General features: G+C 65.2%; 13 protein-coding genes. 8 read left to right on the top strand and 5 right to left on the bottom strand.

Translation table 11 applies throughout. The features are described from left to right. Positions 1 to 220: 220 nt before the first annotated feature. Entirely contained in the window at positions 221 to 745 is a 525-nt protein-coding gene (locus C448_RS06150; RefSeq protein WP_004052830.1) for a type II toxin-antitoxin system RatA family toxin, read from the top strand. A gap of 36 nt (positions 746 to 781) precedes the next feature. Here C448_RS06150 and C448_RS06145 read toward each other — a convergent pair whose 3' ends face one another. Next, entirely contained in the window at positions 782 to 1,540 is a 759-nt protein-coding gene (locus C448_RS06145; RefSeq protein ID WP_004052828.1) for a GNAT family N-acetyltransferase, read from the bottom strand. 158 nt (positions 1,541 to 1,698) lie between these two features. Here C448_RS06145 and C448_RS06140 point away from each other — a divergent pair, with 158 nt between their 5' ends. Then, positions 1,699 to 2,385, top strand: a complete 687-nt coding sequence (locus C448_RS06140; RefSeq protein ID WP_004052826.1) for an HD domain-containing protein — start codon at positions 1,699 to 1,701, stop codon at positions 2,383 to 2,385. Here C448_RS06140 and C448_RS06135 read toward each other — a convergent pair. Then, positions 2,374 to 3,051: a LysE family translocator gene (locus tag C448_RS06135; RefSeq protein ID WP_004052824.1), complete on the bottom strand. Its 678-nt coding sequence runs from the start codon at positions 3,049 to 3,051 to the stop codon at positions 2,374 to 2,376. The genes C448_RS06140 and C448_RS06135 overlap by 12 nt on opposite strands. A gap of 560 nt (positions 3,052 to 3,611) precedes the next feature. Beyond that, positions 3,612 to 4,802, bottom strand: coding sequence for a threonine synthase (locus tag C448_RS06130; protein ID WP_004052823.1), 1,191 nt, complete (start codon positions 4,800 to 4,802; stop codon positions 3,612 to 3,614). 86 nt (positions 4,803 to 4,888) lie between these two features. On the opposite strand from C448_RS06130, the gene C448_RS06125 reads away from it, so the two are divergent. The 5 genes from C448_RS06125 to C448_RS06110 all read left to right on the top strand — a co-directional run bounded on the left by C448_RS06125 (position 4,889) and on the right by C448_RS06110 (position 8,472). Next, positions 4,889 to 5,170, top strand: coding sequence for a DUF7545 family protein (locus tag C448_RS06125; RefSeq protein WP_004052822.1), 282 nt, complete (start codon positions 4,889 to 4,891; stop codon positions 5,168 to 5,170). Between the two features lie 55 nt (positions 5,171 to 5,225). After that, positions 5,226 to 6,485, top strand: a complete 1,260-nt coding sequence (locus tag C448_RS06120) for an NAD(P)/FAD-dependent oxidoreductase (protein ID WP_004052819.1) — start codon at positions 5,226 to 5,228, stop codon at positions 6,483 to 6,485. 61 nt (positions 6,486 to 6,546) lie between these two features. Then, complete coding sequence (locus C448_RS06115; RefSeq protein WP_004052818.1) at positions 6,547 to 6,963, top strand: hypothetical protein; 417 nt, start codon at positions 6,547 to 6,549, stop codon at positions 6,961 to 6,963. Positions 6,964 to 7,075: 112 nt separating this feature from the next. Continuing rightward, a complete protein-coding gene (locus C448_RS15900; RefSeq protein ID WP_152415538.1) occupies positions 7,076 to 7,633 on the top strand; it encodes a hypothetical protein in 558 nt (185 codons plus the stop codon). 68 nt (positions 7,634 to 7,701) lie between these two features. Continuing rightward, on the top strand, positions 7,702 to 8,472 hold the full coding sequence (locus C448_RS06110; protein ID WP_004052816.1) for a DUF7839 domain-containing protein: 771 nt from the start codon (positions 7,702 to 7,704) through the stop codon (positions 8,470 to 8,472). Here C448_RS06110 and C448_RS06105 read toward each other — a convergent pair. Continuing rightward, positions 8,469 to 9,071: a J domain-containing protein gene (locus tag C448_RS06105; RefSeq protein WP_004052814.1), complete on the bottom strand. Its 603-nt coding sequence runs from the start codon at positions 9,069 to 9,071 to the stop codon at positions 8,469 to 8,471. The genes C448_RS06110 and C448_RS06105 overlap by 4 nt on opposite strands. 98 nt (positions 9,072 to 9,169) lie before the next feature. Between C448_RS06105 and C448_RS06100 the strand changes: the two genes are divergently transcribed. After that, positions 9,170 to 10,003, top strand: coding sequence for a phosphatase PAP2 family protein (locus C448_RS06100; protein WP_004052813.1), 834 nt, complete (start codon positions 9,170 to 9,172; stop codon positions 10,001 to 10,003). 7 nt (positions 10,004 to 10,010) lie between these two features. Here the strand turns inward: C448_RS06100 and gatE are convergent, their stop codons facing one another. After that, positions 10,011 to 11,897 carry a Glu-tRNA(Gln) amidotransferase subunit GatE gene (gene gatE / locus C448_RS06095; RefSeq protein ID WP_004052811.1) on the bottom strand — a complete coding sequence of 629 codons (1,887 nt, stop codon included), beginning with the start codon at positions 11,895 to 11,897 and terminating at the stop codon, positions 10,011 to 10,013. Positions 11,898 to 12,378 lie beyond the last annotated feature (481 nt).

Below are 12,378 nucleotides of genomic sequence, written 5' to 3'. Positions count from 1 at the left end.
ATCTCTCGTTCACATCGCTTCCGACCGTGGGGTCATTTATTTCACGGTATCAGTCGGCCAATCGCCCACACTCCTCGTCGGCATGCAAACGGGGATGTCCTCGGATAGCAGTCCGTAACGATCGATGTCGGCGAGCCGACTCCCATGCGAGTCTGTTTGCATGATGAACTCCGTCGATTCCGTCCGACAGTATTAGGCAGTTGCCACACCAGTAGCGCTCGTGGACAGCATCGAAGTCAGCACCGAGGTCTATCTCCCGCCGGCGGACGTCTACGAGTTCCTGATCGACTTTCCCCGTTACGCGGACTACTCCGAATATCTGGAAGGCGTCGAGAGCCACGGCGACGGCTCGCCGGGAACGACCTACGATCTCCAGTTCGCCTGGTGGAAACTCACCTACACGGCGCGCTCGGAGGTCACGGACGTCGACCCGCCCAACCGGATCGACTGGAAGATCGTCAAGGACATCCACGCACATGGCCACTGGGCGGTCGAGGAGATCGATCCACCGGACGGTCGCGAGCACGCCTCACGGGTACGGTTTCACGTCGCGTTCGACGCCGACTCGGTCGATTCGAGCCAGTTCGATCTGCCGAGCCTCGTCTCGCTGTCGTGGGTCGTCGAGAAGGTCAAACCGCTCATCGAGGGCGAGGCCGAGCGGATCGTCGAGCGCATCGTCGAAGACCTCGAAGGCGAGCCCCGACCCGTCGATCTCACCGTCCATACGAGACCCGATTCGGTCTGAGACGGGTTCTTCCCACTCACCGGGCGTTGCGTCCCCCTACCCGTGGGTGGCGTCCCAGCGCGTCGCCTTCCGGAGGTTACCACACTCGTTGCATTTCACGCGCCCCATCGTGTCCATCGCGTTGTCGAGGCTCTCGCAGTTCGTACAGAAGTAGCCGTACTTGTGCTCCTCGTCGAACGTGGGGTCGCTGTAGGTTGTGAGGAAGGGGCCTTTCGAGCCGCGTTCGACCTGTTCCTCGTTGATGTAGAGCCCGTCGTCGTCGAGCGTGCGTACGGGATCGCTCGATTCGGTCGTCGGCTGGACATCGACGTCGTCGGCGTGGAGATAGATGTTCTCGACGTAGTCGCCGTCGTCGATCTCGACGGTGTCGGTGCCGACCTGCTCGAAGTCGAACGCCGTGTAGAATTCGTTGCCCTCGGTGTTGTCCTCCAGCACTTTCGCGCGCAGCTGTGCGGCACCCATCTCGAAGAGCGCCTCGCGGGTGTGCTCGAACAGGTCACTGGCGATCCCCTGACTGCGATAGTCGGGATCGACGTGGAGCCAGAGCAGGTCGCCGTTGCCGCCCTCGTTGACGAGATCGCTTTCGGTGAACCCGCGTAGCTCGCCCGCGTCCTCGGCGACCATCAGGAGTGTGTCGTCCTCATCGAGTTTCGTTGCGATCGCTTCCTCGTCGTACCACTGGGAAATCGCGCCGTCGATCGTGCGCGGACTGAGCGAGTACGACTGTTCCAGCGACCGGCGGGCGATCTCCCGTATCGCCCCGCCGTCGTCGGCCGTTGCTTCACGCAGTTCCATACCACTCGTTCGGCACTCGATGGGATAAACCCCGGTGTCACTGGCAACACTCCACGCCGGTATGGTGATCACAGTCATGGGGTCGTAACGCTAAAGGGTCGAACATACGTCTAGTCGGATAACATGAACGGAACACGAAAGATCAGGAGGGAGTCGGATTGGGCGTCGAGGTGAGGGAATCGCCGGTTTCGACCGCCGAGTTCGAGGAGATGAAGCGGTTCGTCTCGGGCTATCTCGAAGCGAGCATCGAAAACGAGGGGACGGGCGGGCGCATGCGCTGGTATCCCTGGCACTCGGCGAGCTATCGGTTCAACCACATCTTGAACGTCGTTGAGATCGCCGCCGACATCGCCGCGAGCGAGGGTGCGAACGTCGACGTCGTGCGCGTCGCGGCGCTCTTCCACGACGTCTCGAAACTAGAGGCCGAACAGGACCTCCACGCCGAGGCGGGCGCACACGTCGCCCGCGAGTTCCTCGAATCCCACGGCGACTATCCCGAGTCGTTCGTCGACGAGGTCTGCACGTCCGTGAGCGAGCACTCCTATCAGGGGCCGCTCGACGAACTCCCTCTGGAGACGCGCTGTCTCATCGAAGCGGACCTGCTCGACAAGATCGGCGCGAACGGCGCGGTGTTGCTCCTCCTGCGGATGGGCTACGAGTCGCGCACGCATATGGACGCCGCCGAGATGATCGGGCGCGTGCTCGAACGCGGGCGCGACGCCCAGGAGCGCATCGAGAGCGATCACGCCGAGAGCCTCATCCACCAGCGTCTCAAGCGCGTGAAGTGGCTGCGCGAGTGGCTCGACGACGAGATCGCCGGCGTCGGACTCGACTCAGACGAGTGAGCCGAGCATCGCCAGTGCCTCGCCCAGAAAGGCCACGCCGAACCCCGCGAGCACGAGCGCGCTCGCGTAGGCCACAGTAGAACCGACACCAGTAAGGCGGCGCTCGGCGGCAACCAGCGTCGTCGGAAAGCCGACGACCCACGCAGCGATCCCGGCGAAAAAGCCGACGAGGAGCGCCGGGCTGCCCGTCGCGACGACCAGCGTGCCGGCGAGCTCGCTCGATAGCGGTTCGAGCACATCGATCCGCCCTGGTTCGAGCATACCGACGCCGATGGTGAGCCAGAACACCACCTGATAGGGGTTCGTGATCGCGAGGGCGAACGCCTTGGCGAACCCGCGGCGCTCGCCGGTGGCCGCCTCGTGGTCGTCGTTCGCGCCGCGAGCCGCATCGTAGGCGAAATAGAGCATCAGTAGGCCGCCGACCGCGAAGGCCGCGCCACGGATTGCCGGGACGCGCTCAACGATCGCGACCACGCCGACCAGTGCGAGCACGAAGAAGCAGGCATCGGCAGCCATCGCGCCGAGACCGGCCCAGACGCCCGAGAGCCAGCCCCGCAGGACGCTCTCCTCGGCGATGACTGCGTTCATCGGCCCCGGCGGCGCGGCGATGGCCAGCCCGAAGACCATCCCCGCGAGCACCGTCGTCACCGTCCCGAGAACGGACATTCGACCGATGAGAGGGGTGGAGCCGTGAAAAGTCGGTCGGATGGCGCGGTGGCCGCCACGCCGGCGGTTGCGGTTCGGTGGCGGTGGCGGGTGCGGTGCGGTTCCTGGCGTCTCGGCGAGTGGAACGAGCCGAGGCTCAGGAGAGTGGTTCGAAAGACGCTTCGCGTCTTTCGTCATTGTCGAGCAAAGCTCGACTTGCAGTCAGAACGTATCACGTTCTGACGACATCACGAGAGAGCTTCGCTCTCTCGAACGACTATGCTCTCCTGGTGGATGAAGGGCGAGCGACCGTAGGGAGCGAGGGCTTCAGCGGTGCTGTGCGGTTTGCGGGGGCGGTTGCGATGTGGAGCGGTCGTATCCGCGCGAGCGCAGCGAGCGTGGTTCACGAGAGACGCTTCGCGCCTCTCTGGCTCTCGTTCACTCCCTACGGTCGTTCACGAGAACACCGCGAACGAGGCAAAGCCGAGTGAGCGGGAGTTTTTGGTCCAGATTTTTGCAAGCGGGGGTCAAGCGAGCGAACGAAGTGAGCGAGCGCGACCCCCGCAGTAAAAAGGTGGGTTCTAGATACCTTTGCCCATCAGGTGGCTTCTGAGGATGTCGGCTTCCTTGTTCGCGCTCGCGCCGTTTACGAGCACCACCGTGTCGTCGGTCCCGAACACGTCCTGCTCGGCGAGTTCCCACGCGCCGCTGGCTGCTGCTGCACTGCTCGCGCCCATCTCGACGCCCGTGTGCTGGGCCACCGTGATCGCGCTGTCCAGGATCGATTCGTCGTCGGTGGCGACAGCACCGCCGTCGGAGTCGTCGAGGGCGTCCAGAACGAGCGGGCTCCCGTGGGGATCGGCGATCTCGATGCCGCCGCAGATGGTGTCTGGAACGTCCCAGGGCTCGTGGCTGTCGTCGCCCGCCTCCCAGGCCTCGACGATCGGCGCACAGCCGCTCGCCTGAGCGGCGTACAGCGCCGGGAGGTTGTCGGTGAGACCGAGCTCCGCGAACTCCGTCGCGCCCTTGTGGAGGCCGACGAGCCCGACGCCGCTGCCGGTGGGGTGGACGATGCCGTCGGGGACTTCCCAGTCGAGCTGTTCGACGATCTCGTAGAACATCGTCTTCGCCCCTTCGTGACGATAGGGCGTCTTGAAGGGGTTCGTCGAGTACCAGTCCTCGTCGTCCAGCGCGTCGGCACAGGCTGCGGCGGCGTCGTCGAACCGACCCTCGACGACGTTCATGTCGCCACCGTGGACGTTGATCATCGCTTTGTTGCCGAAATTCGCGCGGGTGGGAACGAACGCGTGGGAGTCCAGCCCGGCACGGGCGGCGTAGGCGGCCGCCGACTGGCCGGCATCGCCCGTTGTGGCGAGCGCGACGTCGCTCGCGCCGTGTTCGCGGGCGGCCGACACCGCGAGCGCGTGACCGCGGTCGGTGAGGCTCCCTGTCGGGTTGCGACCCTCGTCCTTGATCAGCAGTCGTTCGACGCCGAGTTCGTCGGCGAGCTCGGGACAGTCGACCAGTGGTGTCGTTCCCTCGTCGACCGTCACCGCCGCCGAGCGGGGGAGGGGAAGCAGTTCCTCGTAGCGCCAGAGCCCGTCGAACGGACGGGTTTCGAGCTCGTCGCGCGCGAGATCGATGCGGCTCAGGTCGTAGCGCGGATCGAGGAGCCCGCCACAGTCGGGGCAGTCGTGCGTCGCGCTTTCGGGGTCGAAGCGCTCGCCGCAGTCCGTACAGACGAGCCCGTCGAACGCCGCCGTCGTCTTCATGACCGGGCTACCGACGCGAGCGACTAATCGGTTCCCTTCATCGCCCGGACCGCCAGCGGTTTGCCGTCGGCGGCGCATCGGCGAGCATGACCGAGCCGAGGGGCGAGACGATCACGTTCGACATCGCGGCGGGCGACGAGCACGCCGAGCTCGAACTGCCGCGAGCGCTGGTTGCGGCGCTCGCCGACGAGACCGATAGCGCGCCCGACGTCGTCGCCGACATCGCCCAGTTCGATTGCACGCGACGTGCCTACGAAATGGACGCGGACGAAACTGTGGCGACCGAATCGATCGAACACGATGCGCTCGCGCTGTTCGAGGACCACTTCGGAGTCGCCTTCGAGTCGTTGATCGACGTGGAGGAGTGACGATCCGGGCACGCCGTCACGCAGTCGTTTTGTGGGCGGCCCGCACAGAGCGAGTATGACACAGGTCACCGTCGTCGGCGGCGGGCTCGCGGGACTGGTCGCGGCGCGCCATCTCGCCGCGGACGGCGCGGACGTCGAGCTCCTCGAACGCCGCGAGTCGGTCGGCGGGCGCGTGCGCAGCCGGCAGATCGACGGTTACACCCTCGATCGCGGCTTTCAGGTGCTCTTCACCGGCTATCCGGCCGCACAGCGCGAACTCGACTACCGTGATCTCAACCTGCAATATTTCACACCCGGCGCGACGCTCGCCCGGCCCGGTTCTCGAAGCGTGCTCGCGGACCCGCGGCGCGACCCCGCCTCGCTGACCGAGACGCTGTTCAACGCAAACGTGAGCTTCGACGATATGACCAGTCTGCTCGGGCTCTGGCGCGAACTCGCGAACGGGGACGAGAGCGAGGTTTTCGTGGGAGAGGACGAGTCGATCGACGCATTCCTCCGGGATCGTGGATTTTCGAACCGATTCGTCGAGCGGTTTTTCGCCCCGTTCTACGGTGGGATCACGCTCGATCGGACGCTCGCGACGTCGGCGGCGGTGTTTCGCTACACGTTCCGGATGCTCGCCGGCGGGTCGATCGCCGTGCCCGCGGCGGGCATGGGTGCGATCGCCGACCAGCTCGCCGACGCCGCGCGCGAGGCGGGCGTCGAGATCACGCTCGACAGCGAGGTCGAGGCGATCGAGACGGACGGGGACGGCGCGGCGGTCGAACTGGCCGGCGAGAGCCGCGAGGCCGACGCGGTCGTGGTCGCCGCCGATCCGAAACGCGCCAGCGAACTCATCGACGTGGCGTCGATCCCGATCGACGCCCACGGCTGCGTGACGCAGTATCTCTCCCTGCCGACCCATCAGCGCCTCGATACCGGAAAAAAACTCCTCCTGAACGCCGGCGGCACCGAACCGAACCACGTCGCACCGCTGTCGGCCGTCGCCCCCGACTACTCCCCTGCTGGACGCGAACTGCTCAGCGCGACCTTCCTCGGCGAGCAGGATCGAAGCGACGAGGAGCTCGCCAAGCGCACCCGCGAGGCGCTCGGGGCTTGGTATCCCGAGCGGCGCTTCGACGACCTCGAACTCCTCGCGACCGACCGCATCCCGTTCGCGCAGTTCGCCCAGCCGCCGGGGTTCTACCGCGATCTCCCGTCGACCGACGCACCCGATGGACCTGTCTATCTCGCCGGCGACTACACGAACTGGTCGTCGATCCAGGGAGCGCTGGAGAGCGGTCGCACGGCTGCCCGTGCGGTGCTTGATTCCTGACTCGATCGATCCTGTCCCGTTGACCGGTGGTTTTTGCGTCGAGCGCACGAGCGACCGATGGATGAAGCCATCGCAACGCCTGGCCAGCAACCTCGTCGCCGAGTCGAAGGCGTACGGCTACACGCTCACCATCTGGGGTGGCGGCGCGATCCTCATCGCCCACTACGGCACGCCGAGCATTCTGGACGTCGCGGCCTACGTCGGCGGCGCGCTCGTCGCGATGGCGCTCCTTGCAGTCGTCGCGTTCGGTGGATTGCTCGCCGAACAGCGCCAACCCGACGGCGAACCGCCGCCGGTCGCCTCGATGGTCCACATCGCCGCCACCGGCGGGAGCCTGCTCGTGAGCTATCTCGTCTCGGTCGGGGGGAAGGGCCGCCTGCCGACGGTGCTCGTGTTCGCGCTGGTCGGTTTCCTCGCGACGGCGCTGTACAACACGCTGCTCGTCGCCGAGGATAGCATCGGGCACGCCGTCGAGTGACGGTGGACCGTTTGTTTTGTTCGTGGCCTGAGCTTTCGTACAATTCCCAGGGACCATCGTATATCATTTACTGCAAAGCTTATTTTCCAAACAGGCCAACACATAGCAACGAATGGTGGAATTTCCGGCCCTGAACGTCTCCTTAGGAATGACGCTGATAGGGCTCGTTTTCGCTTATATGACCTTCAAATCATATCAATTCCAGCGGCCAGCGGAAATTCGAGAATCTGTCCAGCAGGGCTTCAGCGATTATCGTGTCTACGAAAGTGCTGGATTGATGTACCGATCCACACGTGTACTTGCGGAGAAACCGGGCTTTCCAGAAAGACTGTACAAGTATCTTCCAATGATAAAGCGCGAGGGTTTTGTTGAAATAGAATTTTTCCCAAAGTCATCTACGGAAGCAGAACCGATTGTGCTTCCTGCTCCATCAGAGATTAGAACGTATGATCTGTTTCCGGCGGAGATAGCTGAGATTAGACAGGTGAAGTGGTCGGACTCGCCTGTAAACAACAGTTCAATTCTTCTCCATATTCATGCTTTCAATGACCGCGAAGTCATGAATGTGGCATCTGCAGCAATGGCTAGCATAGTTGAAGTAGCGACAGGCGAGATTGACCGAGAACTCCATGCTCAATTCAAACATACGGAAATCGACGATGCCACGTGAACATCTGAGATGAGAAACAACGAATTGCAGGTACTGGAGTTTTTATCCTGCTGCATCCACATCCCGACATGACCGACGTTCTCGACGACAAGCGCGACGCGACCCGCTTTCGCATTCTGGCAGCCATCGCCGAGCGCCAGCCGGCGGTGAGCCAGGGCGAGATCGCCGACAGCGTCGGCGTCACCGCACAGGCCGTCAGCGAATACGTCCGCGAACTCGACGGCGACGGGTTCGTCACGAAGGAGGGGCGCTCGCGCTATCGCGTCACCGAGGAGGGCGTCGACTGGTTGCTCCGGTCGGCCGCGGATCTCCAGCGGTTCGTCGATCACGTGACCGACGACGTCCTGTCGAGCGTCGGCGAGGACGCCGCCATCGCCACCGACACGATCGAGGAGGGCCAACAGGTGTCGCTCTCGCTCGACGACGGACTCCTCCGTGCGACCCCCGGCGATGCGGGGCCGGCGACGGGCGTGGCGACCGGGACGGCCGAGGGCGACGAGGTCGTCGGCGTCACGGGGTTCGAGGGCGTCATCGATCTCGAACCCGGTACCGTCGTCGTCCAGCAGGTCCCACCCGTGCGCTCGGGCGCGGCGAGTTCGCCCGACGCGCTCGCGACGGCCTGCAAGGGCGTCGATCTCGTTGCGGCGGCGGGCGTTGAGGCTGTCGTCGCACTGCGCGGAATCGACGTCGAACCGATCAGGTTCGCGGCGGGTGCGGTCGCGGCCGACGCCGCCGGTCGCGGCCTCGACTGTGCGGTAGTCGTCACGGGTGATCGCGTCGGAGAAGTGACCGACGCGTTGCGGGACGCCGGCGTCGCCTACGAGGTTTCTACTGACTAGCCGGCGCGTTCCTTCGCGGTCGTGTAGGCCTCGCGCACGCGCTTGAACTCCTCGTGATCGCCGCCGTGGTCGGGGTGGACCCGTTTGACCTTCTCGCGGTAGGCGGCGGTGACTTCGCGCGCGCTCGCTCCGGTCGGGACGTCGAGGACGGCGAAAGCAGCGCTCGCGGGGTCGATCTCGCCGTCATCGATATCGAGGGTCGGCGTATCGAAGGGAAGTCGCGAGCCGAGGTGGACGCCGGGCAGTTCGTGTTCGACCAGCACGGCGTGGGTCGACGAGCGCCGGAGGCGGTAGTACGCACGCGGGTCGAAGGTGATCGCGACGTCGCGTTCGGGCAGATAGAAGGCGACCGATCGACTCTCGATCGGATGGTTCTCGACGAACGACTCGCCGATCGTTTCGAGATAGTCACGGATCTCCCGGCGACGTTTGGCGTCGCCACTCGCCCCGCTTTCCGTCCGATCAGCGCTCGCGTCGTCGATCGGGACCGTCGGGAACAGTCGCGCGCCGAGGGCGAAGACGCCGGCGACCACCAGCAGCGAACCGGCTCCGAGCGCCATCCCGAGCAGCCAGACGGGCAGCGATACCACGTCGAGCACGCCCGTCGATAGCCGACGACGAGTAATAAATCGTCCGTCGGGCAAGCAGGACGGGTGGAATCACAACGGCTTTGTGCGGTCTCCGTCGATTCCCGCCGATGCTCGCGGTCTCGCTGCCGACGGCGTACACGCTCTCGGTCGCGCTCGGCTCGCTGCTCGCGATGGGCGTCGCCGCGGCCGTCTTCCTCCCGCGGCTCGACCCCGTGGGTTTCGTCAGGGAGTTCCTCCGGACCGACTGGAAATATCTCGGCGTCGCCTGGATCGTCACCAACCTCGTGAACACGATCGCTCACCGCTTTCACGCCGACCAGACGTTCACGTGGCTCATCTACGAATTCGAGGGGCCGGTCGTCGCGGCCTTCCAATCGGTGACGAGCGAACCGCTCACGCTGCTGTTCACTGCCGTCTATCTCGTCGGCTTTCCGACGATCGTCCTGTTCACCTACTTCAAGCTCAAGGCTCACGACGAGCGCGAGGCGCGGCGCTACGCGCTCGCGTACGTCGTCCTCGTCCTGCTCGCCGTGCCCTTCTTCGTCTTCGTCCCGGTCGGGATTCCGGCGCTCTACCCGGCGGTGACCGTTCAGCCACTCATCTTCGACGTGAGCCCGATCATCAGGGCGGGCATGCTCGCCACCGACACGATGGTCAAGGCGTTCCCGAGTCTCCACACCGGACTGTCGGTACTCGCGGCGCTCTACGCCCGGAAGGCGGGATCGCGATACGCCGCCACCGCGCTCGCCCTCGCCGGTCTCATCGTGCTCTCGACCTTCTATCTGGGGATCCACTGGCTCACCGACGCCGCCTTCGCGGTCGTCCTCGTGGGCGTCGCCTACTGGGTCTCCCGACGCGTCGATCCCGAGCGCGTACTCCCGGTGCCTGCGCTCGGCGGCCTACGTCCGTCGTTTCTCAGCCCAGATCGCGACACGGAGTGAAGAAATTTCAGGCCCGTTTCTGGATCTCCTCGCGCAGCAGTTCGCTCACCTCGTCGCCCTCCGCACGGCCGCCGAGCGCACCCATGCACTCGCCCATCAGTCCGGAGAACGCGCCCATCCCATGCTGTTCGACCTGTTCCTCGTTTCGTTCGACGACCTCGACGACGGCCTCACGAACCTCGTCGTCGCCTGCGCTCCCGAGCCCCTCACGCTCAGCGGCCTCGGCCGGGGAGAGTTCGGGGTTCTCGGCGATCGCCGCGAGCAGGTCGGGGAGACCCTCGCTCGTCACCTCGCCCTCTTGGTAGAGGTCGAACACGGCGAGAAAGCGCTCGTCGTCGACGTTCTCGATCGGGACGCCGTCGCGCCGGAGCTCGGTCGCGGTGCTTTCCACTGTGCCCGCCGCGAGCGTGGGATCGACGCCGCGCTCGACGGCCGCCTCGAACAGGCTCATCCGCCGGCCGTAGGCGACCTGCTCGGCGAGTCCGGCGTCGAGACCGAGCTCTGAGCGGTAGCGCTCGACCCGCTCGGTGAGGAGTTCGGGCGTCTCGATCCCCTCGAAATCGAGCTCGACCGCCGGCACGTCCGTTTCGGGGTACATCCGCGCCGCGCCCGGGAGCGGTCTGAGATAGCGGGTCGTGCCGTCGTCGTTCGCCCCGCGGGTCTCCTCGGGCACGCCGTCGATGGCCGCCCGCGCGCGGTCGGCGACCGCCGCGATGGCCGCCTCCGCACTATCGGGATCGGCCGCGACCATCGCCACCGCGTCGTCCTCACCCGCACCGACCGCCTCGCGCAGCGCAGCGACCTCGTCCTCGGTGACGCCGTAGGCCGGCAGCTCATCGGTGTGGAAGATCCCGCCGACGCCGTGGCGCTTGGCGTGATCGGCGAATTCGGTGCCCAAGCGGCGATCGGGCTGGAGTTCGCGACCAACGAGTCCGTCGAACCCCTCCAGACGGACGGCCATCGCCACCCCATCCCCGGAGAGCGCACCACCGATGAGCCCGCTGTCGGTTCCGTCGAACACCGACGAAACGTCCGCGGGCTGGCTGACACTCGCATCACGATCTTCGAGTTCCTCGCGGATGTCGAGAAGCGCGACCTGTCGGCCGGCCTCGTTGCGTACGATATCGTCGATGTCGTCGAGGCTCTGGACGCCCTTGAGCTCGACGCGCGCGCCCTCGGCGATCGAGACGTTGACGTCCTGGCGGATCGTGCCGAGCCCGCGCTTTACCTTTCCTGTGGAGCGCAGCAGCATGCCGATGCGCTCGGCAGCCTCCTTGGCCTGTGCCGGCGAGCTGATGTCGGGTTTCGTGCCGATCTCGACGAGCGGGATGCCCAATCTGTCGAGCGCGTAGCGCACCCCGGCGTCGGTCTCGGCGACGCGACCGGCGCTCTCCTCTTCGAGCTCCATGTCCTCGATTCCAACTGTGCCTTCGGAGGTACTGATCGCACCGTCGCCGGCGACGCGCGCCGAGCGCTGGAATCCCGACGTGTTCGAGCCGTCGACGACGATCTTGCGCATCACGTGGGCCTCGTCGACGGGTGTCATGTCGAGTAGACCAGCGATCTCCAGGACGGTCTCGATCGCCTCGTCGTCGATCCGATGGGGTGGTTCCTCGTCGGCCTCCACGAGACAGGTCGAGTCGAAGGCCAGATACTCGAACTCGCGTTCGACGCTCGCCTCTTCGAGCGCCGCGACGTCGATCTCGCCGAGTTCGCTCTTCGTCGGGTGGAGATGCCGTCGGAATCGATGGGTGGACTCCTCGGGCTCGCGTCGGTCGGTCGGACAGCCACAGAACAGTTTCGATGCCGTGTAGAGCTGCTGGTGGATCTCCAGCCCGGCGACGAGACCCAGCTCCTCGTAGTCGTACTCGTGGTCGGCGTGCTCCGCGCTCATTACCACGTCGTGTGACGTCCAGCGACAAAAATCCGTCCAGTCGCCGGCGTCCCGTCGGTGTGCCGGATCGGCTTGGACGTCGAACTGTTTTCGGGAGAGTTGGTAAACCGAGACGATAATCGATTCTATTGGATGATTTAAATCAGGTAGGGACAAAACGACTATGTTGTTGTTTGAACGCTATTCAGCAGAAATCACAACGTTGTTCACCCCGACCGATACATGTCGAACCCATGTCGACGGAGTCATCGCCGCTTGCAGGACCTTCGATGCTCGCCGTTCTTCGCGGAGCGGTCGACGCCATCCGGAGATCGCCCGCCATCGTCGGCCTGTTTATCATTTCGGGCCTTCTCGGGATCGTACTCCCGCCGTTCACCGGCGTTGCGGCACGGCTGTTGGTGATTCTCGTCGGAGTCGTCGTCGCCTATCGGGCGCTCGGCGGACGGACACGCACGGATTCACCGTTTCTGCTCCGGCTGTT

It is taken from the genome of Halococcus morrhuae DSM 1307, assembly GCF_000336695.1.
In the GTDB taxonomy this organism is placed as follows: Archaea; Halobacteriota; Halobacteria; order Halobacteriales; family Halococcaceae; genus Halococcus; species Halococcus morrhuae.
Note: the sequence above shows the minus strand (reverse complement) of the source record. Positions and strands in the feature narration are given on the sequence as shown.

What these genes read in the sequence shown, in the direction of transcription:
- C448_RS06125 (WP_004052822.1), top strand. Translation starts at nt 4,889, where the DNA reads ATGACCGAGCCGAGGGGCGAGACGATCACGTTCGACATCGCGGCGGGC.
- C448_RS15900 (WP_152415538.1), top strand. Translation starts at nt 7,076, where the DNA reads ATGGTGGAATTTCCGGCCCTGAACGTCTCCTTAGGAATGACGCTGATA.
- gatE (WP_004052811.1), bottom strand. Translation starts at nt 11,897, where the DNA reads ATGAGCGCGGAGCACGCCGACCACGAGTACGACTACGAGGAGCTGGGT.
- C448_RS06120 (WP_004052819.1), top strand. Translation starts at nt 5,226, where the DNA reads ATGACACAGGTCACCGTCGTCGGCGGCGGGCTCGCGGGACTGGTCGCG.
- C448_RS06135 (WP_004052824.1), bottom strand. Translation starts at nt 3,051, where the DNA reads ATGTCCGTTCTCGGGACGGTGACGACGGTGCTCGCGGGGATGGTCTTC.
- C448_RS06115 (WP_004052818.1), top strand. Translation starts at nt 6,547, where the DNA reads ATGAAGCCATCGCAACGCCTGGCCAGCAACCTCGTCGCCGAGTCGAAG.
- C448_RS06145 (WP_004052828.1), bottom strand. Translation starts at nt 1,540, where the DNA reads ATGGAACTGCGTGAAGCAACGGCCGACGACGGCGGGGCGATACGGGAG.
- C448_RS06130 (WP_004052823.1), bottom strand. Translation starts at nt 4,802, where the DNA reads ATGAAGACGACGGCGGCGTTCGACGGGCTCGTCTGTACGGACTGCGGC.
- C448_RS06100 (WP_004052813.1), top strand. Translation starts at nt 9,170, where the DNA reads ATGCTCGCGGTCTCGCTGCCGACGGCGTACACGCTCTCGGTCGCGCTC.
- C448_RS06110 (WP_004052816.1), top strand. Translation starts at nt 7,702, where the DNA reads ATGACCGACGTTCTCGACGACAAGCGCGACGCGACCCGCTTTCGCATT.